Source organism: Shewanella sp. SM73 (assembly GCF_025653795.1).
Classification (GTDB): domain Bacteria; phylum Pseudomonadota; class Gammaproteobacteria; order Enterobacterales; family Shewanellaceae; genus Shewanella; species Shewanella oncorhynchi.
In genome coordinates this window covers 126710-145399 of record NZ_JAKKRY010000007.1, presented here as the reverse complement: position 1 = coordinate 145399, position 18690 = coordinate 126710, and the positions used below count along the sequence as shown (strand labels likewise).

The window sequence follows — 18690 nt, the reverse complement described above, 5'->3', positions numbered from 1 at the left end:
GTAACTTCGATTAATTAATCTAGTTTCCCGAATGGGGTGAGTCGTGAATACCAGTCGCTTAAATCCAAATAAAATACAGCGCAAGATGGGTTCAGAATTACTGATCAACGTAACTCCATCTGAGGCGCGCGTTGCTTTAGTTGAGCATGGTGTGCTGCAAGAAGTCCATATTGAACGCCGTATGAAACGGGGTTTAGTGGGTAATATTTACAAAGGTAAAATCAGCCGTGTGTTACCCGGTATGCAAGCCGCCTTTGTCGATATTGGCTTAGATAAAGCGGCTTTTTTACATGCGTCCGACATAGTACCGCACACTGAGTGTGTTGCCGATGTTGAGAAAGGTCATTTCGTTGTTCGTGATATCGCCGAGTTAGTCCGTCAAGGGCAAGACATTATGGTGCAAGTGGTTAAAGATCCGCTGGGCACTAAGGGCGCACGCCTAACGACCGATATCACGCTGCCTTCCCGTTATTTAGTCTTTATGCCAGGTTCTAGCCATGTTGGTGTTTCCCAGCGTATTGAACTTGAAGAAGAACGCAGTCGTCTCAAACAAATTACTTTGCCCTATGTTGATGATGACGGTGGTTTTATTATCCGCACCGCCGCCGAAGGCGTAGGGGAAGATGAGTTATCCCAAGATGCGGCATTTTTACGCCGAGTTTGGTCAAAGGTGAGTGAGCGACGTAAACGCAGTGGTGTGTCGCTCCTGTATCAAGATTTAGCTTTACCTGTGCGTATTGTGCGTGATTTTGTCGGTACTGAGCTGGACCGTATTCAAGTGGATTCTCGCCGCACTTTTGCCGAGTTGCAGTCTTTTGCGCAGGAGTTTATGCCAGAGATTGCCGATAAGATTGAGCACTATTCAGGACCTGCGCCTATTTTTGATCTCTACGATGTGGAGAACGAAATTCAACGTGCACTCGGCCGTAAAGTCGAGCTCAAGTCTGGTGGCTATTTGATCATAGATCAAACCGAAGCCATGACGACTGTGGATATCAATACCGGTGCCTTTGTGGGGCACAGGAATCTTGAAGAAACCATTTTTAATACCAACCTCGAAGCGACCCAAGCGATAGCGAGGCAGTTACGTCTGCGTAATCTCGGCGGTATCATTATTATCGATTTTATCGACATGATGACGGCGGATCATAAGGCTCGTGTTCTTAGCAGCTTAACTAGCGCTTTGTCTAAAGACAGGGTGAAAACCAATGTGAGTGGTTTTTCGGGATTAGGTCTAGTCGAAATGACCCGTAAGCGTACCCGCGAAAGTTTAGAGCATGTCGTCTGCGGCGAGTGTCCGGCCTGTCATGGCACGGGGAGCATGAAGACAGTCGAGACGGTTTCCTATGAGGTCTTTCGCGAAATAATCCGTTTAAACCGTGCCTACGATGCTGATGAGTTCCTGTTGTATTGTTCGCCTGCCGTGTATCAAAGTCTGCATACCGATGATAATCATCTTATTGCTGAACTTGAGGTTTACATAGGTAAGCGCATCCGTTTGCAAAATGAGCCTATGTACTCACAGCACAAATACGATGTGGTGATGATGTAGTGGCTACGCTTTTTACTGCAAAAAAATTTAGCCGTTTTTGTTGGCAATTTCTGGCGCTTATTTTGGTCTTGTTTGCGCTTGCCGTCAGTTTGATCCGTGGTTTATTACCGCAGGTTGATGAAGTTCGCCAGCAACTGGTGAATTACGTAAAAAGCGAATATAAAGTCGATGTGCAAGTGGGGGAGTTATCCGCCCATTGGCAGGCATTTGGTCCTGCACTTAACATCGATGACTTAGTGATCCCGCCACAGGAACAACTGCCTGTGACCTTGATGATCAAGAACGTACAAGTGAAGTTAGATTTTTGGCAATCGCTGCTCACGCTCACCCCGCGAATCGAAGATGTTAATTTTGAGGGTGTCCATGTCGCTTTAGACATGGATAAGCTTACTGAAAACGATCCCGCCACAATTAATAAAGCCCCGCAACTCGATTGGCTCTATGCCCTATTACTCAAACAACTCGATAGATTCTCCTTAACCAATGCCACAGTGCAATTGCTGAGCATGCACCAAGAGTTTCGCCCGATCCATATCCGTCATTTGAACTGGCGCAATCAGGGTGAACGTCACCGCGGTGCGGGAGAGTTGTATCTTGATAGTCATGCCTCTGAGCATGAATCTCTCGGATTACAGTTAGATATCAAGGGCGATGGTGCAAATCCCGACAGTTTGACTGGGCAGATTTATTTGGCGGCTAACTCTTTAGACTTAGGTGAATGGGCTTCACGTCAACCTAATCCCTATGATTCCACTCAAAAGTTACCCTTAGAAGGGGTTGTCAATCTTAAGGCTTGGCTTACGTTTGCCGACCGCAGCATCAGTTCTGCTATGGTTCATTTTGAGCCGAGCTGGCTGCAATGGACATTAAAGCAAGAGCCGCAGAAATTTGAAATTCAAGCGGGCGATATTGTTTGGCAGCCAAAGGCGACGGGTTGGGAAGTACAAAGTTCAGGACTGGATTTTGTCACCAATGGTGAGCATTGGCCGGCATTAACGCTGGCCGCGAAGCGTCAAAATGATGAATTATTTGCCTATGTGAATCAAGTTAATACTCAGAGTCTATTGCCGCTGCTGCCGCTATTCCCTAGAGTCGATAGAGCCGTATTACGTCAATGGCATGCATTAGCTCCCGAGGCTAATATTGGACCAATCCGCCTGTATCAAAAAGCCGACCAGCCTTTGCTCGCCAGTACCGAGGTGAAGCAGTTGCATTGGCAGAAGGTTGACGGTATTCCCAATACTCATCCTGTAGATGTGAACCTGCGCTGGCAAGATAAGACGCTGTATTTCTCTCTACCTGAACAATTGTACACCCTCGATTTTGGTGATGAATTTTCGGCGCCATTAGTGTTCAATGGGGCGCCAATTAATGGTCAATTCGATACTGAACATCTGAGTTTAAATGTGCCTCAGTTGCAGTTTGAAAATGAAGATATCGGTGTTGATGCGGCATTGAATTTGGACTTTAGCGGTGCTGCACACATGGCGCTGGCGGCCAATGTTCGTATTAACAATGTGGCCAATGCCGACAAGTATTTCCCCAATAAGGCGATGGGTGAATCACTGGCCGAGTATTTGGATACTGGGCTTAAAGCGGGTCAGACCCAAGATGCGCAAGTTGTTTGGCGTGGTCCGTTAAGTGGTTTTCCCTTCGACGATAATAGCGGCGTGTTTCAGGCAGCATTTACCTTAACAGATGCCAAATTTCAGTTTCAACCCGACTGGCCAGCGGTCACAGATCTGTCCCTTAACGCTTTGTTTGAAAATACCCGTATGGATCTTTGGTTAAACCAAGGCAAGCTGATGAATGTGGATGCCACAGGTGCCCATGTATTTATTCCCGCCATTGGTGAACAGACGCTGCTAAGGATTGAAGCCGAACTGGCTACTCAAGGCAGTGCGGCGACTAAGGTGTTACAAGCCTCACCTTTGGCGAACTCAGTAGGCAAAACCTTAGATGTCGTGCAAGTACAAGGTGCTGTCACTGGCACTTTAGACATCAGCATTCCACTGTATGAAGGTGAAGCTGAAGATATTCGTGGTCAAATCCGTTTTGATAATACGCCTGTATATATTACTCAGCCAGGGCTTCAACTTCATGGCGTGACTGGTGTAGTCGACTTTGCGAATGAAGTTGTGACAGGAAAAGGCATTAAAGCGCGCTTGTTCGAACAACCGCTTAGTTTAACTTTCGACACTCAGCCTAAAGGTAAAGATTTTGGCCTTAATCTTTCGCTGAAAAGTCGTTGGGATCTCAGCCGTCTCCCCGATGAATTGCACAATCCCTTGAGTGATTTTTATCAGGGAAAAATCAGTTGGGACGGTGCTATGACTATGCTATTTACTGAGCAAGGTTATCAAATCCAAGCCAAAGTGACTTCGGATATGCTGGGGACGCAACTGTTGCTCCCAGGATACTTTGCTAAACCCGAAAATGAACCACGACCTTTAGTCGCCGAGTTTGTTGGCGATCAAGATAATGCGACGCTCGATGTCAAACTTGCCAGCCATGCTGAGTTTATCGGTGGTTTCGATGCCGATAAAGGCGCAAATTTTAGTTATTTTGACTTGTTATTGGGGCGTTTATTCGATGTTGATGAAGCCAGAAATACGGAACAAGGTCATATTCAAATCGATCTCGGTAAGGCCAAATTAGCCGAATGGTTACCTGTGATTAATGCCTTTGTTGGTCAAGAGAAAATACCGAAAACGGGCATTTTAGTTGATGATATTCCACATAAAAGTTTATTTCCCGCGGTGGCGAGTATCGATTCTCATATCGGTCGGCTCGATCTTTTAGGGCAACAACTGACGGAGCTTAGGCTTAATGCTAAGCCTAACGAGACGGGATGGCGTTTTAATACCGTTGCCAACGAATTTGACGGTTGGATCGATTTCTATCCAAATTGGAAAACTCAAGGTCTCAAAGTTGTGGCGAATAAATTCTATTTTTCACCTGAGGTAAAGCCGAACTCGGATGCCGATTTTGCCAGTGATCAAGTGCTCACTAACTTGCCGCCAGTTGCAGTGAATGTGGAAGATTTTCGTTTCTTCGATAAATCCTTTGGAAAGCTTGTTTTGCAGGCGAGCCCACAAGCGGCAGGATATAAGATTCAAACATTGTCTTTGACTACGCCCAATGTCAATTTGCAGGGCAGTGGCATTTGGCAGCAACAGGCTGGACAGAATAAAACTGACCTCAGTGTTGAGTTAAATGCCACTCAGTTTAGTTATCTATCTGCTCAATTGGGTATAGAGCCTGGCGTTAATGAAGCCCCCTTGAAGGTTAATGCGGACTTATCTTGGCAAGGTGCTCCCTATGCCTTCTCCCTCGAAACCTTAAATGGCAAGGTGAAATTCAACTTAGGCAAAGGCCACTTATCTCAGGTGAGTGACAAGGGCGCGCGGATTTTCTCCCTGTTCAGTTTAGATTCTTTGGTGCGTAAACTGTCGCTGGATTTCACCGATGTCTTCGGTCAGGGCATGTATTTCAATTCTTTCAATGGCAATTTGCAGATTGATAATGGCGTGGTGAAAACTACAGACACTGAAATGGATGCCATCGCGGGTAATATGAAGGTGCGTGGCTATACGGATCTCACCACTGAAAGTTTGAATTACGATATCCGCTTTGTGCCGCAGTTGGCCTCAAGTGTGCCGACTGTCGTATTGCTCAGTACCAGCGCTTGGACACTGGGTCTGGGAGCCTTTGCCCTGACAAAAGTGCTTGAGCCTGTGATTGAAGTGATTTCAGAAATTCGTTTTCGGGTGACTGGGACTATGGCTGAGCCTGTGGTCGAAGAGTTAGAGCGTAAGAGTAAAGAGATTGAAATTCCAGAATCTATTTTACCTGTAGTTGGCGTTGAGCGCCCAGCGGTGCCGACTGAAGCCGCGAGTCATAACGCCGATATCACTCAGCCGGTAGAGACTAAATCGACCGAGGCTCAATTAACAGAAGCTAAGCCAACTGAAACTAAGTTAACTGAAGCTCAGTCAACTGAAGTTAAACCAAGCAACGCTAAATCTGAGCCACAGCTTCAAGCAACACAACCAGAAGCGCTCGAGCCACAAGACGTTAAGCCTGAAGAGGCCAGATCTGAAGAATCAAAGTCAGAAGAGCTAAAGCCAGCAACAGATCAAATTAAAGCGCTCGATTTAAAGCGGGAGCAACCTCAAGCGACGCCTTCGCCTGAAGCGCCGAACACGCCTGCCACACCAGAGAATCAGCCAGCAGTAGAACCGATTAAGCAAATTCAGGGAGATCAGAATGCACATCAGCCTGTTGCAATGTCAGAGCAGTCGCGACGTCAGCGCCAATCTGCTGTTTATCGAATCGCAGCTTAACGAACTCAGACGGGATGCCGATGCGCCCCATTTAGTCGTGTTACCCGAATGCAGCTTACTGTTTGGTGGCCATGAAAGTCAGCAACTTGCCTATGCGGGCGATGTTCATCAGAGTCCGCTCAAATCGGCGTTAAGTGCACTGGCCGCCAAGTATCGGGTGTTTATGGTCGCGGGGACTATTCCGGTGTTGGCTGAGGATGGTCGTGTCTATAGTCGCAGTTATCTGTTTGATGATAAAGGTGATACTTTAGGGCATTACGATAAACTGCACCTTTTTGATGTGGATGTTGCCGATGGTACAAAACAATATCGCGAGAGCGAAACCTTCTGCCCCGGTGATCACATTAGCGTTATCGATACACCTTTTGGCAAAATTGGCTTAACCATCTGTTATGATTTACGCTTTCCCGACTTGTTTAGGGCGATGCGCCTTGCGGGGGCTGAGATTATTACTGTCCCTTCTGCCTTCACTAAGGTGACGGGGGAAGCCCATTGGCAGGTATTGTTACAGGCAAGAGCGATTGAAACCCAATGCGTTATTCTTGCTGCAGCTCAGTGGGGACAGCATAACGAAGGTAGCCGCGAAACCTGGGGGCAGAGCATGATAGTCGGTCCTTGGGGGAATATTTTGGCTGAACTTAAAACCGGTACTGGTTGGGTACAGGCTGAGGTCGACTTAACCGAACTGCACAGTATTCGCAGTAAAATGCCCGTCATGCAGCATAATCGTTTCCTTGAACCAAGCTTGAAATAATGTGCCAGTAGCCAGCAGACGAGTTGAAATGCTGAATTTGCGCTTGAGTCGATACGCAGCATTAACACATAGAATTAGTACACCGAATTTACACTCAGAATATCAAGATCCCTTGGGGTCAAAGAGAGCATAGATGCCATTTTTAGCACAAGTAGAGCAAAGTTTATTGAAGAATGGGTTAGCGCTAGATGGCCTGCAAACCTATCTAAACACCATACATCAGCACAAAATCGATTATTCCGATCTCTATTTTCAAGGTAGTCGCCACGAATCTTGGGTGCTGGAAGACGGCATCATCAAAGACGGTAGTTTCCATATTGAACGCGGTGTGGGTGTGCGGGCCATCAGCGGTGAGAAAACGGGTTTTGCCTATGCAGATGATATCACTCCTGCCGCCTTAAGCGCTGCAGTACAGGCTGCCCGTGGCATTGCTAGTGCGGGTGAGCAGACTCAGGTACAAGCCTTTAAACGTCAAAAAGCATTGGCGTTATACGACAGCTTAGATCCGATTGCGGCGATGGAAGAAGTCAAAAAAATCAACCTGCTGAAAGAAGCCGATGCTTTTATTCGCAGTCTAGATAGCCGGATTATTCAAGTGGTGGTTAGCCTTGCTGGTGTGCACGAAGAAATCCTCGTTGCTGCGAGTGATGGCACTCTGGCGGCCGATATCCGTCCTCTGGTGCGTTTTAACTGTAGCGTGATTTTGGAAGAAAACGGTAAACGTGAACGTGGTGGCGCTGGTGGTGGTGGTCGTCATGACTACGGCGTGTTAATGGCAAGCGATGACACAGGTTTACCTATGTGTTTCGCCTTTGCCCGCGAAGCCGTGCGTCAAGCGCAAGTTAACCTTAACGCCATCGATGCACCAGCGGGTGAAATGCCAGTGGTGTTAGGTAATGGCTGGCCCGGTGTATTGCTCCACGAAGCGGTTGGACATGGTTTAGAAGGCGACTTTAACCGTAAGGGCAGCAGTGCCTTTAGCGGCAAGGTTGGTCAGCAAGTTGCGTCTAAGTTAGTGACTGTGGTCGACGATGGCACCTTGCCTAATCGTCGTGGTTCACTCAGCATCGACGATGAAGGTGTACAAACCCAAAGAACCGTATTAATTGAAGACGGTATTTTAAAGGGTTACATCCAAGACAAACTCAATGCTCGCTTAATGGGTGTTGCGCCAACGGGTAACGGTCGCCGCGAATCCTACGCGCATTTGCCTATGCCACGTATGACCAATACTTATATGACGGCCGGTGAGTCAGATCCCAGTGAGATTATTAAGTCAGTGAAGAAGGGTATTTACGCCCCTAACTTTGGCGGTGGTCAAGTTGATATCACTTCGGGTAAGTTTGTGTTCTCAGCATCCGAAGCCTATTTGATTGAAAATGGTGAAGTTACTCAAGCCATTAAGGGTGCTACTTTAATCGGTAATGGCCCTGAGGCTATGAGCCAGATTTCTATGGTCGGTAACGATATGGCTTTAGATCAAGGTGTGGGCGTTTGTGGTAAAGACGGTCAAAGTGTGCCTGTGGGTGTGGGTCAACCGACCCTAAAACTCGATAAGCTCACCGTGGGCGGAACAGCATAAAACCTAGAACCTTACGTCTATAGGTTCTAGTCGCTACCCACCATGAATGTTATCATTCGCAAAGGAAATTAGAGTAACTACTCTAGAGGTGTTAATGAAACTATCACGTGTAGTCTGGCTTTGCCTATTATCATTGCCTTCGGCTGGCTATGCTCAGCCGATTAGCTTTACTGATGCTTGGCAGCAAGTGCTGAAGGTGAGCGACAAATTGCAAGCGCAATCGCAGGAAGTTAACCGCGCTAAGGGTGAACAAGAGGCGGGCGAGAGCTTAAATTTGCCCTCATTAGACATTCGCGGTAACTATATTCATTTGGATAAACCGATTGAGTTTGATCTGAAAGAATTAAATTCTGTGATTTCTATCCCGCCATCGCTTGGGGGCATTATTGCGGGTATTCCGCCGCTGCCCTTAAGTGAACAAGATATTTTTAGCGCCAGCTTACAGGCAATGTGGCCGATTTATACGGGCGGACAAATCACTGCGGCTCAAGGTATACACGCGGCTATGGTGGCCGAGAAGCAACAAGAATTACAATTGGCTACTCGTGATTTATTTACCCTGCTGGTGGATAGATATTACGCTGTCGATGTGACGTTGGCATTGGTGAATACTCAGACTGATCTGGTTGGCTCGTTAGCTAAGCATGTTGATCATGCTTTAGCACTAGAGCGCGAAGGGCAAATTGCGAAGGTTGAGCGCCTCAATGCGCAGGTCGCCCTAGACAATGCTAAAGTCAATTTAGGCAGTGCTCGTCGGCAACACGAAATGGCAGTGATCGCGCTGGCACGTATGCTACAGCAAAGTCAGGTGAGCACAAATTCTCCCTTATTTGTACTGCCACAGGCTCCTTCATTCGCTCAACTCAGCCAAATTACCCTGAGCCAACATCCGGCGCTCAAATTACTCGAAGCGAAAGAAACGCAAGCGAACGGTTTAATAGCGTTGGAAAAAGGTAAATACCATCCAACGGTTTTCCTCTTCGGTAACTACACCTTGTATGAAGAAGACACACTCTTGACGAGCATCACACCTGACTGGATGGTTGGGGTTGGGGTCAATGTGCCACTGATCAGCCGCGATGGTCGTAGCGGTAAGGTCGAAGCGGCGAAAAGTGCACTCTTACAAGCTCGTTATACCAAGGCACAAACTAAACAAGACTTGAGCCTGCTGGTGGATCAAAGCTATCGCCAATTATTACAGGCCGAGGAAGAAGTGACGGCGCTCGATACTTCGCTCGAACTTGCTATTGAAAACCTGCGTCTTAGGGAAATCGCCTTTAATCAAGGGCTTTCAACCTCTATCGACAGAGTCGATGCGGAGCTGAAACTGAGCGCAGTGAAAACTCAGCAATTGGCTGCCCGTTATCGTTACGTGCAAGCCTATGCCAGATTAATGGCCATTAGTGGTCAACTAGATGAATTTATCGGTCGTACCACAGCCCCTACCCAAGTGCAGGAGACAAACAATGCGCGCTAACAGAATACTTGCCCTTGTGGCGTTGGTCGCATTAGGCCTTATCTTAGCCTATGGACTTAAGCTCGCTTATAGCCCGCAGCCGAGTTTGTTGCAGGGCCAGATTGAAGCCCGTGAGTACAATGTTTCGTCCAAGGTGCCAGGCCGAGTCGAGCAAGTGCTCGTGCGCCGCGGTGATAGTGTGGCCCAAGGGGATTTATTATTCGCGATCCGCAGTCCTGAGCTAGATGCAAAGTTAATGCAGGCCGAAGGTGGCCGTGATGCCGCTAAGGCGATGCAGCTAGAAGCCAACAACGGTGCTCGCAGTCAAGAAGTGATGGCAGCCAAGGAGCAATGGCTCAAGGCGCAGGCGGCGGCAACGCTCGCTAAAACCACTTATACCCGAGTCGAAAACTTATTTAACGAAGGTGTGGCGGCAAGACAAAAACGCGATGAAGCCTTTACCCAATGGCAAGCGGCAAAATACACAGAACAAGCAGCCTTAGCCATGTATCAAATGGCAGAAGAAGGCGCGCGGACGGAAACCAAAGTGGCTGCGGCAGGTAATGCCCGTAAGGCTGAAGGTGCAGTGAAAGAAGTTAGCGCCATTATGGAAGATAGCCAAATGCGCGCACCTAAATCGGGTGAGATCAGCGACGTGCTGTTACAGGCAGGTGAATTGGCACCCAGTGGTTTTCCGATTGTCAGTCTGATTGATATGCAGGATGCTTGGGCCGTGTTCCAAGTGCGAGAAGACCAACTTAAACGTTTCAAAAAAGGTCAAAAAATTCAATTAACGATTCCGGCACTCGGGCAGGATGTGGATTTTACTGTGTCCCATATCAGTGTGATGGGTGAGTTTGCCACTTGGCGTTCGACCGAAAGTGGCCATGATTTTGATATGCGAACCTTTGAAGTGGAATTGCGTCCAAACCAGCCGATTACCGATCTGCGTGTCGGCATGTCTGTGCTGCTGCGTAGTGAGTAAAAGTCGTGACTGAACGTACGCCTCACGCCAACGTGGCGGACAAGATTAAGGGCGAATCACAGCCATCGAGCATAAGCTTTATGGCGTTGCTCACAGCGTTAGTTCGTCGTGAGCTGCGTGCCCTATGGCATGACCCTTGGCAGTTAGCGCTGATAAGTTATATTCCACTACTGGGGATTTTATGCTTATGGTGGTTGTTCAGTGCAGGTCTGCCAAGGCAACTGCCCGTGGCGATTGTTGACCAAGATCATAGTCAATTGAGCCGCATGTTGACCCGTCAGCTTAAGGCAAACCCAGTTACCGATCCACAAAGTTTTACCGACTTATCCTCGGCGATAAGCGCGATGCAACAGGCGAAAGTCTACGCGATTGTGGTTTTTCCCTATGATATGAAAAAGGATTTACTTACAGGCCATAAGCCTACAATTGATGTGCGCTACAACAGTCAATTTTTGCTGGTGGGTAAGTTACTCTCAAGCCAAATTCAGCTGAGTTTAGGCGACGGATTACAGCAAGTCGCGGGTTTAAAGCAGCTCGCAAATGGTACACCGAAATCCCAAGTCGCAGTGAATTTAAGCCCAGTCAAAAGCCAAACAACAGCCCTGTTTAACCGAAATAACAATTACATAGGTTTCTTAGTACCGCCAGTGCTGATTGCGCTGTGGCAGTTGTTATCTATGTTAGTGATGGCAAACAGTTTAAATCGAGAGCTGCATTTAGCGCCTACCACTCATGCCGATGGCATGTCGAATCTCTTAACTGAACATTTTTGGCCTAAGGTGTGGGCGAAAATAGTGCTGTTTACGCCGATATTGATGCTGCAGGGCGGCTTTATTTTAGCTTGGCTGTATTTGTATCTTGCTCTGCCGATGGCGGGGAGTTTAGCCCTATTATTGTTCGCGCAATTAGTCATGTTATTGGCAGTCTGGAGCTTAGTGTTATTAATATTTGTAGTGATGCGTGACAGTGCGCGGGTCATCAGCTTTTGTACCGCTTTATTTGCGCCAGCGTTTGCCTTTATGGGCATTACTTTCCCAACTCACGAAATGCCGCAATTAGCCCAGTGGTGGCGACTTATCATGCCATCGAGCCATTATATTGAGTCCCATGTTAGTATCGTGAGTTATGGCGCCACTTGGCCAAGTGTAGCGAGCCAAATCACCAGCTATTGGGGCTTTATCTGTTTGATACCTTTGATATATTTCCTGTCGCGTAAATTACTGCCTACCACAGTTAACACCAATGCTGCAGTGACGGTTTATGACTCGGACGCAGCTATATCTGCGAAGGGGCAATAGGATGAATTTATCCAATAGCGAACACGCAAACACACCACGTCAGCTCAGTCTGTGGCGACTGATCCTCACTGAGTTTAAGGCCATTATTAGCGATAAAGCGATCGCTGTGACCTTATTTGGCGGTGTACTGTTTTATTCGGTTTTGTATCCTTTGCCCTATCTGAATCAAGTGCCGACCGAGCAACAACTGATCGTGGTGGACTTAGATCATTCTTCCCTAAGCCGTCAATTGATCCGTCATGCCGATGCCAGCGCCAAAATTCAAGTCATAGGCCAAGTTGGTTCGATTACCGAGGCGAAGCGTTTTATTGAGACGCGTAAGGCCCACGGCTTACTTGTGATCCCTGAAGGATTCCGCCGCGATTTATTGCTCGGTAAAGGTGTGACGCTAAGCTATGGCGGTGATGCTAGTTACTTTTTGATTTATTCCGCGGTTGTTGAAGGCTTAGTTAGCGCTGGAATGGATGCGGGTAAACAAGTGCAATTGATTGGCATGCTTGCTCAAGGACAAAATCCTAAGCAGGCCCAAGAGAGTTTAAACTCGCTTCATCTTAACAGTGTGCCTGCCTTTAACCAGAGCCTAGGTTATACGCCCTATGTGGTACCTGGATTGTTCTTGCTGATTTTGCACCAAACCTTACTCATAGGTACTGGCATTTTAGGGGCCGGGCAATGGCGGCATAAAGGGTATTGGCAGCAGGTGTCACCGGTGCAATTAGTCTGTGGTCGTATTCTTGCTTTCATGTTGATTTATATCTTCTTTACCAGCTTTTATGTGGGCTATTGTTATCACTGGTATAACGTGAGTATTCAAGCGAGCCTTGGCTTAGTTGCGCTGTGGTTATTGCCGTTTTTACTGGCTACCGCCGCCGCAGGTGTTGCCATGAGCACCTTATTCACTCGCCGTGATTTACCCACCCAAGTGCTACTGCTGATCTCTATGCCTATTCTATTCGTGTCAGGTTTTGTGTGGCCGATAGCACTGATCCCAGAACCTTTAGTACTCGGCTCACAGTTTATTCCTGCCGTACCCGCGATTATGGGCATGCTAGAACTCAATCAAATGGGCGCAAGTTGGGCGAGTGTGATGCCAAAATGGCTGCAACTCTGGGGCTTATTTGCGGTATTTTTCGGCCTAGCGATGTTGGGGATTAAGCGTCGAGCGAGATTGTTGCTGATTGGTACCCATTAGTTTTTAGCGATACCTTAGATTTATATTTATTGGCGAGTGTTAATCGTTTACTGAGGACGTAATGACGTTTTACCCACCCCTCATAAAAGTTGCTGTTCATATTATCCAAATCTTACTCAATCCACTGCATTTAACCCTGTTGTTATTTAACCCACCGTAAAAACTGGGCATCTGAAAGCGCACTCGCTACAATCGCCGCAATTGTGATTATAGGAGTCGACATGAGTACATCTTTACTTAACGCACCAACGGGTTTGCAGGCACGAGTGATTAGCTTGGTTGAGCAAAACTGGTTTGGTCATTTTATTTTGACATTGATTTTAATCAACGCGGTGCAGTTAGGTATGGAGACCTCAGCCAGCCTGATGGCGCAATACGGTACTTTGTTGATGAGTCTTGATAAGGTGCTGCTGAGTGTATTTGTCGTGGAGTTATTGCTGCGGATTTATGCCTACAGGGGGAAATTTTTTAAAGACCCTTGGAGTGTGTTCGATTTTACTGTGATAGTGATTGCACTGATCCCTGCATCTGGGCCTCTGGCTGTACTGCGTTCGCTACGGGTGTTGCGGGTGCTGAGAGTGTTAACAATTGTGCCATCAATGAAACGGGTCGTGTCTGCTCTGTTGGGATCACTTCCTGGATTGGCATCGATCGCCACGGTATTACTGTTGATTTATTATGTGTTTGCGGTGATCGCCACCAAAATCTTTGGGGGTACGTTTCCGGAATGGTTTGGCACCATTGCTGATTCGTTTTATACCCTATTTCAAATAATGACGCTTGAAAGCTGGTCTATGGGAATTTCGCGGCCAGTGATGGAAGTTTACCCTTATGCTTGGGTATTTTTCGTGCCATTTATTCTGGTGGCTACTTTCACTATGCTAAATTTGTTTATTGCGATTATCGTCAATACCATGCAAACCTTCAGTGACGAAGAGCATGCATTAGAGCGTGAGCAGGACAAACAAGTCTTGGAGCAGGAACAAAGACAAATGCACGAGGAGTTGAAAGCCATCAGACTCGAGCTACAACAATTACAAACCTTGCTGCGCAGTGCTGCTGGTGATTCTTCTAATGTATCGACAAAGGGAGATCTTGGTTCTGATTAAAGCAGATTGAGGATCGTGAGCTGATATCAAGTCTTGTACTTGATTTCTGTCGTTTTTCACTAAGCCATCACAGATTGCGGATCACTTAATATTTTTATTGGGTTGTCTTCTTATTGGTTTTGGGGGAGAATGCGCGCCGAAAAAATAGCCGAGATACTCAGTATCTCGGTTATTTTTTATTTATGGCGTATGTGTTTTAAAACAATTGAGGCCGGTAAACATCCGGAAATGATATGAGGTTCAGTTGAACCTATTTTACTGAGGAAAGACCAATGGGGCTGTTGTGTACCGGATTGTCGGTAGTTGTTGTAAATCAAGTTGTTGCGTTAGCCATTAAACCTAGAGTGCAGACGGTTAGCCGCAAGCAAAAACTAATTGCAGATGCGTGCTTAGGTGTTCAACCCTGTACAATGGGGGTGTGCTGATGAGCCAACAAAATCCGGGTTTGAAGCAGACCCTCAACTTATGGCAAGTGGTGGTGATGGGGCTTGCCTATCTCACGCCTATGGCCATTTTTGACACCTTTGGTATTGTTTCCGAGATCACCTCTGGCCATGTGGCTACGTCTTATCTATTCGCATTGGCGGGGATTTTATTTACCGCGTTTAGTTACGGTCATTTGGTACGTAAATATCCCTATGCGGGTTCAGCTTACACTTATGCTCAAAAAACCTTTAGCCCGAATGTTGGTTTTATGGTGGGTTGGTCATCGCTGCTGGACTATATGTTTATGCCAATGATCAATATGTTGCTCGCAAAAATCTATTTAACCGCCATGTTTCCCAGCGTCGAACCTTGGATCTTTATTTTAGTTCTTGTGACCATAATGACCTTGCTTAATCTCAAGGGGATTGATCTCGTCGCGAACTTTAATGGGGTGATAGTGTTTGCACAGATCGCCATTATTGTGGTGTTCATTGGTCTAATGGCCTATAGCATTTCCCTCGGTGAAGGCGAAGGTGTCGTTGCGAGTGTGCGACCATTTTATGCCGATAATATGGCGATGGCGCCATTATTCACAGGGGCGACGATTCTGTGTTTCTCCTTCCTCGGCTTTGACGGGTTAAGTTCACTGACTGAAGAAACTAAAGATGCTCAACGTGTTATCCCTCGCGCGATTGTGTTGACGGCTTTGCTCGGTGGCGTGATTTTTGTTGGCGTGTCTTATTTTTTGCAGCTCTATTTCCCCGATATTTCCCGCTTTCAACAGCTTGATGCGGTATTGCCTGAAATTGCACTCTATGTGGGTGGTAATCTATTCCAGTCCATCGTATTAGTCGCGACCACTGTTGCTGTATTGGCATCCGGTATGGCTGCCCATGCTGGGGTTGCACGGATTTTATATGTGATGGGGCGGGATAATATGTTGCCACGTAAAGGGTTTGCTTATATCCATCCTAGATGGCGAACCCCAGCATTTAATGTCTTGTTGGTGGGGGCGCTTGCGCTATCTGCCGTCTCATTTGATTTAGAAATGGCCTTAGCCTTAGTTAACTTTGGCGCCTTAGTGGCGTTCACCTTCGTGAACTTAGCCGTGATTGTGCAGTTTTACCTAAGGGATCGACGTAATAAATCTTTTAGAGACCACTTACAATACTTAGTCTTGCCCCTGTGTGGCGCCGGTACTATTGGCGTGCTTTGGGTGAACTTAGAGTCACAATCATTAGAGTTGGGGCTTATATGGGCGGCTGTGGGAGCATTGTATTTGGCTTTACGTAGTTTCCGGTTACGCCGCGCAGTAGAGCTATAAAATTAGTGAGAGTCATGGCTCATAGATGCACAGTTATAACTAAAGATGTGTAGTAGATCTAAGGGCTGTGGGTTGTCATCCTCTAATAAAATCCTCCAATGAAAAGACCCGCATTCGCGGGTCTTTTTATTATCTATCAGTTCGTTATTATTGCAGCAACACATTGAACTTAAGCAAGGTTTCAACGCCACTTGGTGTATTCACAGTTAGTACCACTTGGCTGCTAGCGGTTTCAGTATTCTTGAGGAAAAAGTCCGTCAAGCCTGCATTTGCACTATTTGTTTTAGGGACAGTATAGGTCGTTGATAGCAATTCCCCTTTATCCGCATCGATGTTAAGCGTTGTACTAGAGGGCATAATTTGATCTGCACTGTCGTAGAACTTTACGGTAAATTCAGATGTTTGCCCTGCAGGAATTGCCGTTAAAGACTCAAGATTGTTGAGAATATTTTGACCTAGGCGATCTTCATATACTTTGACACCATCTTGCCATAGGGAGAAATACGCTTTTGAGCCAGACATTATCATCACAACTGCTTTACGAACATAAGTCTTATTGGCTTGTCCTGTCCCGCAGAGTGCGCCTTGACATTGAGGGCCGTTAAACTTGCCATCGGCACCTTTATAGGTGTCGCTAGCGAGGTTATCGAAATAGCGTTCACCACCATCATAGGCGAAGTTTTCGTTATCATCGCGAAAGGCTGTCGGCAGATCGCTAAAGCCTGAGCTATGAAAGGTTTCAATATCTAAGCCGTTACCACTGCAAGCCACAGGAACGCCATTTATCAAGCAAGCTTTTGCAATGGCGCTACCATCAGCTGTATCAAATTGGTTGTTACCATTGGTGTCGAAAAAGGTTTCGTGACCTAAAGCGTAGGCTAATACTGTTATGCGATGGTCTTGAGGTCTTGGATCGCTTGATGTCCAAGTCACACTGCAGACACCATTTTGAGTTAAGCAGCTTGGCTCTATTTGGCCGCCTTCACTGGTGAAGTTGACTGTTGTGTCATTGGGCGCAGGGTTGCCAAAACTATCAGACAGTCTTGCTGTCACTGTGACTTTCTCACCATCAATATTACCCGCTTCAGGGTTGGCATTACTCGTCGCTAAACTAAATCCAAGTTGTTGAGGTAGACCAGTATTCACGGTTAACTGTTCAGATTGGCTCGTGATGACTTCTTTAGTATCAGTATCAACAGCAGTGGCGACCACGCGCACAGGCGTGGGTACTGTGCCGGATAATACGCGCACACTGGCGATACCTTGGGAGTTAGTCAGGCTTTGCGCATTCGCAGTGCCATTGGCAAAACTTAAACCACCGACAACCGTATCTAAGGTAAAGCTGACATTCTGTTGCGCTGCAGGTTGGCCATTGGCGCTGGTGACTTTGAAGCTGACTAAAGAGGATTCGCTTGAACCCGTACCGCCCGCACCTTTGATGCGAATTTGTGCCGGCTCTGCCGACTCAAAACTTAAGCTGGCAAGCGTTTGGCGTTGTAGAGTAAATGGGAAATTTGCCGTTAACGTCTGATTGCCAGCTACGGTTGTGGCGATGATTTGGTCGCTACGTTCACTGTTGCCACTGCAACTTGTGTCTTGGAAGGTCGAGCTCGCATTACCCGATAAAGTTGTAACTGGGGTATCGAGTGTGGCGCTATTGTTTGTGGTGCAATCTGAGCTAAAGCTGATGGAAGAGGGTGTTTGTACTCGCGTAACCGTGCCGTCATTGGCCTCTAATACTAAACTTGCACTTACACCAAAACTACCGCCTGCGCTGATTTTATATTTGCCATTGGCATCGGCCGTTAAGGTGCTCGCCAGTTTACCTTCGGTAAAGACTGCGCCATTGAATGAGCCGAGTTTTAGCGTGCCTTCTTGATTGACGGCATCTTTACTCAACACTTCATACAAACTGCTGGTTTGCAGCGATTGACCTTGATAGTCCACAGTGACCGTTAAGGCATTTGCCCCTAATTCAGTTGCACTTGGCGTATAGGGTACCTGCGCAATACCTTGGTTGTTGGTCAACGCACTGGTTGGATTGAGCGCCGCAGAACCAGCAGTAAAGGTGACTTTAGCGCCTTCGATACCTTTGCTTTCGCTATCGAGCAATATGGCTTGTAATTGCACCGACTCATCGACTTTAAAGCGAGTGACTAAGGCTGAGCTGCTTAAAATACTGGCGCTGAGTTTGGGTGTTTCAATGGTGTTGCCATTGCCTGAACCAACGAACTCGTAGTTACGGCTTGCAGTTAATGCGTCTGCATCAGATGGCGTATAGCTCGCCGTTAAGGTACCAGCTTCTGCTGTTAATGCTGGGTTAGAAATGATGACTTCAGCAACGCCATCTGCATTGGTGAGTTTTGTTGCTGGCGCAACAGTACCTAAGGTCGCAGCGAAGCTAATCAGTTGGCCGCTAAGTTTACTCGAACCCTTTTTTAAGGTAGCGACGGCACAAAAACTCGTATCGGAGGCAAAGCTTAAATTGGTGGTTGCATCGGCGCACTTGCCGTTAACTACAGTTTTATAGCCCAGCGTTAAGCTGTAGCTGTCTGTTGTTCCGTCAGTGTCGGTGCCATCAGCTGCGCCATTACAACCACTGAGCGCTAATGCGCCCAGTAATACCCAAGAAAATACCGATAACGTTTTGCTAAGTCGCATAAGCA

General features: G+C 47.1%; 11 protein-coding genes. 10 read left to right on the top strand and 1 reads right to left on the bottom strand.

Annotated elements, in window-relative coordinates; all coding sequences use genetic code 11:
* Positions 1 to 85 precede the first annotated feature (85 nt).
* The 10 genes from rng (at position 86) to L5M51_RS11930 (ending at position 16024) form a co-directional block, all read left to right on the top strand.
* Entirely contained in the window at positions 86 to 1552 is a 1467-nt protein-coding gene (rng, locus tag L5M51_RS11975) for a ribonuclease G (RefSeq protein ID WP_168825804.1), read from the top strand.
* Positions 1552 to 5898 (top strand): YhdP family protein, encoded by a 4347-nt coding sequence (locus tag L5M51_RS11970; protein WP_263172908.1) that lies wholly within the window; start codon positions 1552 to 1554, stop codon positions 5896 to 5898. The genes rng and L5M51_RS11970 overlap by 1 nt, the downstream gene beginning before the upstream one ends.
* Positions 5822 to 6652: a carbon-nitrogen hydrolase family protein gene (locus L5M51_RS11965; RefSeq protein WP_263172906.1), complete on the top strand. Its 831-nt coding sequence runs from the start codon at positions 5822 to 5824 to the stop codon at positions 6650 to 6652. The genes L5M51_RS11970 and L5M51_RS11965 overlap by 77 nt, the downstream gene beginning before the upstream one ends.
* Before the next feature lie 133 nt (positions 6653 to 6785).
* Complete coding sequence (gene tldD / locus L5M51_RS11960; protein WP_113940074.1) at positions 6786 to 8234, top strand: metalloprotease TldD; 1449 nt, start codon at positions 6786 to 6788, stop codon at positions 8232 to 8234.
* Between the two features lie 94 nt (positions 8235 to 8328).
* Positions 8329 to 9711, top strand: coding sequence for a TolC family protein (locus L5M51_RS11955; protein WP_263172904.1), 1383 nt, complete (start codon positions 8329 to 8331; stop codon positions 9709 to 9711).
* A complete protein-coding gene (locus L5M51_RS11950; RefSeq protein ID WP_168825663.1) occupies positions 9701 to 10675 on the top strand; it encodes an HlyD family secretion protein in 975 nt (324 codons plus the stop codon). The genes L5M51_RS11955 and L5M51_RS11950 overlap by 11 nt, the downstream gene beginning before the upstream one ends.
* Before the next feature lie 80 nt (positions 10676 to 10755).
* Positions 10756 to 11973, top strand: coding sequence for an ABC transporter permease (locus L5M51_RS11945; protein ID WP_263173030.1), 1218 nt, complete (start codon positions 10756 to 10758; stop codon positions 11971 to 11973).
* A gap of 1 nt (position 11974) precedes the next feature.
* Positions 11975 to 13165, top strand: coding sequence for an ABC transporter permease (locus L5M51_RS11940; protein WP_198573070.1), 1191 nt, complete (start codon positions 11975 to 11977; stop codon positions 13163 to 13165).
* A gap of 221 nt (positions 13166 to 13386) precedes the next feature.
* Positions 13387 to 14274, top strand: coding sequence for an ion transporter (locus L5M51_RS11935; RefSeq protein ID WP_263172901.1), 888 nt, complete (start codon positions 13387 to 13389; stop codon positions 14272 to 14274).
* Between the two features lie 424 nt (positions 14275 to 14698).
* The gene (locus L5M51_RS11930) at positions 14699 to 16024 is read left to right on the top strand and encodes an APC family permease (protein ID WP_263172899.1); all 1326 of its coding nucleotides are present in this window, start codon (positions 14699 to 14701) and stop codon (positions 16022 to 16024) included.
* A 147-nt stretch (positions 16025 to 16171) separates the two neighbouring features.
* Here L5M51_RS11930 and L5M51_RS11925 read toward each other — a convergent pair whose 3' ends face one another.
* Complete coding sequence (locus tag L5M51_RS11925) at positions 16172 to 18685, bottom strand: Ig-like domain-containing protein (RefSeq protein ID WP_263172897.1); 2514 nt, start codon at positions 18683 to 18685, stop codon at positions 16172 to 16174.
* Positions 18686 to 18690: the final 5 nt, after the last annotated feature.